Source organism: Rhodovulum sp. BSW8 (assembly GCF_003314725.1).
Classification (GTDB): Bacteria; Pseudomonadota; Alphaproteobacteria; order Rhodobacterales; family Rhodobacteraceae; genus Rhodovulum; species Rhodovulum visakhapatnamense.
The window spans coordinates 2,501-5,836 of sequence record NZ_QNVX01000055.1 but is presented as its reverse complement, the minus strand read 5'-3'; the positions used below and the strand labels follow the sequence as shown (position 1 = coordinate 5,836).

At 54.9% G+C, this 3,336-nt stretch carries 1 tRNA gene and 2 rRNA genes; all 3 read right to left on the bottom strand.

Features of this window, described 5'->3' with window-relative positions:
- Window position 1 precedes the first annotated feature (1 nt).
- Window positions 2–78, bottom strand: a tRNA-Met gene (locus DSD19_RS19440).
- Between the two features lie 96 nt (window positions 79–174).
- Window positions 175–289 (bottom strand): 5S ribosomal RNA (gene rrf / locus DSD19_RS19435).
- Between the two features lie 78 nt (window positions 290–367).
- A 23S ribosomal RNA gene (locus DSD19_RS19430) occupies window positions 368–3,227 on the bottom strand.
- Between the last annotated feature and the right edge of the window lie 109 nt (window positions 3,228–3,336).

Genomic DNA, 3,336 nt, shown 5'->3' with positions numbered 1-3,336 from the left:
ATGGTTGCGGGGGTAGGATTTGAACCTACGACCTTCAGGTTATGAGCCTGACGAGCTACCGGGCTGCTCCACCCCGCGCCAATTATGCGCTTGGCAAGTGCCATGCGCGGCCGTCCCATGTCTTTTTGATATAGGGACGGAACATCGAACAGAGAGTTATATGGCTCTTTCTAGGTTTGGCGGCGACCTACTCTCCCACGTCTTGAGACGCAGTACCATCGGCGCGACGGCACTTAACGGCCGGGTTCGGAATGGAGCCGGGTGTTTTGCTCGTGCTATGACCACCAAACCGAGGAAGAGCCATTTTCCAAGTCGCGTACACTGGGTTGTGTTGCTGATGACCAGCATAGCTTGGCTATTACTGGATCAAATCAAGCCTATCGGACAATTAGTACCGGTCAACTGAACGCATTGCTGCGCTTACATCTCCGGCCTATCGACGTGGTGGTCTACCACGGTCCTCAAGGGATACCTTGTTTTGAGGGGGGCTTCCCGCTTAGATGCCTTCAGCGGTTATCCTGTCCGATCATAGCTACCCTGCACTGCCGTTGGCACGACAACAGGTCCACCAGTGGATCGTTCACCCCGGTCCTCTCGTACTAGGGGCAACTCCTCTCAAGTATCCTACACCCACGGAAGATAGGGACCGAACTGTCTCACGACGTTCTAAACCCAGCTCACGTACCTCTTTAAACGGCGAACAGCCGTACCCTTGGGACCTGCTCCAGCCCCAGGATGAGATGAGCCGACATCGAGGTGCCAAACACTGCCGTCGATATGGACTCTTGGGCAGTATCAGCCTGTTATCCCCGGCGTACCTTTTATCCGTTGAGCGATGGCCCTTCCACTCGGGACCACCGGATCACTATGGCCGACTTTCGTCTCTGCTCGACTTGTCAGTCTTGCAGTCAGGCTGGCTTTTGCCATTGCACTCAACGAGCGATTTCCGACCGCTCTGAGCCAACCTTCGCGCGCCTCCGTTACTATTTGGGAGGCGACCGCCCCAGTCAAACTACCCGCCACACAGGGTCCCGGATCCGGATAACGGACCGCGGTTAGACATCAAGCAGGAGAAGGGTGGTATCTCAAGGGAGGCTCCGCCAGAACTGGCGTCCTGGTTTCAAAGCCTACCACCTATCCTGCACATCGCATGCCTGATGCCAGTGTGAAGCTGTAGTGAAGGTGCACGGGGTCTTTCCGTCTAACCGCGGGAAGCCTGCATCTTGACAGGCAATTCAATTTCGCTGAGTCGATGTTGGAGACAGCGGGGAAGTCGTTACGCCATTCGTGCAGGTCGGAACTTACCCGACAAGGAATTTCGCTACCTTAGGACCGTTATAGTTACGGCCGCCGTTTACCGGGGCTTCAATTCGGAGCTTGCACCCCTCCTTTTAACCTTCCGGCACCGGGCAGGCGTCAGACCCTATACGTCGTCTTGCGACTTCGCAGAGCCCTGTGTTTTTAGTAAACAGTCGCCACCCCCTAGTTTGTGCCCCCGGCCCATGGTTGCCCACGAACCGGGCCTCCTTCTCGCGAACTTACGGAGGCATTTTGCCGAGTTCCTTCAACATCGTTCTCTCAAGCGCCTTGGTATGCTCTACCAGTCCACCTGTGTCGGTTTAGGGTACGGTCTGATGGAGGGCTATTTCCAGGAACCGCTCAGCAGCAAGACCAATCCGATAAGGCCTCACTACACCTGCGATCCGTCACATCCTCCTGGCCCACGAATATTAACGTGGTTCCCATCGGCTACGCTTTTCAGCCTCGCCTTAGGGGCCGGCTTACCCTGCTCAGATTAGCTTTAAGCAGGAACCCTTGGACTTTCGGCGGGAGGGTCTCTCACCCTCCTTGTCGCTACTCATGTCATCATTCTCGCTAGTGATCGCTCCACCGGTGCCTCACAGCCCGGCTTCACAGCAAACACCTTATCCTGCGCTATCGCGTCTCTACTTGGCGCCGGAGGCGCCCGTTCAGCGATGCGATAGAAGAGGACAGGTGTTTTTTCACACTACGCTCCGCTACCACTGCATATGCAGTCCTAAGCTTCGGCTCGTGGCTTGAGCCCCGTTACATCTTCGCCGCAGGACAACTTATTTAGACCAGTGAGCTGTTACGCTATCTTTAAAGGATGGCTGCTTCTAAGCCAACCTCCTGGTTGTTTTGGTCGTCCCACCTGCTTTCCCACTTAGCCACGAATTGGGGGCCTTAGCTGTAGGTCAGGGTTGTTTCCCTCTCCACGACGGACGTTAGCACCCGCCGTGTGTCTGCCATCTAGTACTCCCGGGTATTCGGAGTTTGGTTAGGATCAGTAAGCCTGTGGGGCCCCATTACCCATCCAGTGCTCTACCCCCCGGGGTATTCGGATGACGCGCTACCTAAATAGCTTTCGCGGAGAACCAGCTATCTCCGAGTTTGATTGGCCTTTCACCCCTAGGCACAACTCATCCCGACCTTTTTCAACAGGTGTGGGTTCGGACCTCCAGTTGGTGTTACCCAACCTTCATCCTGGTCATGCCTAGATCACTCGGTTTCGGGTCTGATCCCACGAACTCGACGCCCATTTAAGACTCGCTTTCGCTGCGCCTACACCTATCGGCTTAAGCTTGCACGTGAGACCAAGTCGATGACCCATTATACAAAAGGTACGCCGTCAGGACTCGAGGTCCCTCCGACTGCTTGTAGGCGTTCGGTTTCAGGTACTGTTTCACTCCCCTCGTCGGGGTGCTTTTCACCTTTCCCTCACGGTACTGGTTCGCTATCGGTCAGCAAGGAGTACTTAGCCTTCGAGGGTGGTCCCCCGATCTTCAGACAGGATTTCACGTGTCCCGCCCTACTTAATGCGTCCGATCATGCTTCCCATACGGGACTGTCACCCACTATGGTCAGTCTTTCCAGACTGTTCTGGTCACATTCACGGCTCGGCTGGTCCCCGTTCGCTCGCCACTACTAGGGGAGTATCTGTTGATTTCCTTTCCTCCGGGTACTTAGATGTTTCAGTTCCCCGGGTTCGCTCTTGAAACCCTATATATTCAGGTCTCAAGTACCTGTTTCAGCCGATTATAGGCTGCCCGAAGGCAATTATAATCAACTGTCAGGTGGGTTGCCCCATTCGGAGATCCTGGGATCAAAGCCTATTACCGGCTCCCCCAAGCTTATCGCAGGTTATCACGTCCTTCATCGCCTCTTGCTGCCAAGGCATCCACCAAACGCCCTTATCGCGCTTGATTTGATCCAGAAAAAGACAAGCTCTTCTTCCGATCAAAAGCAACATTTCCCGCTCCGGCGCTGGTTCACACCGGAACATGTTGGTTAGTGTACTTGACTTGGATGATATCA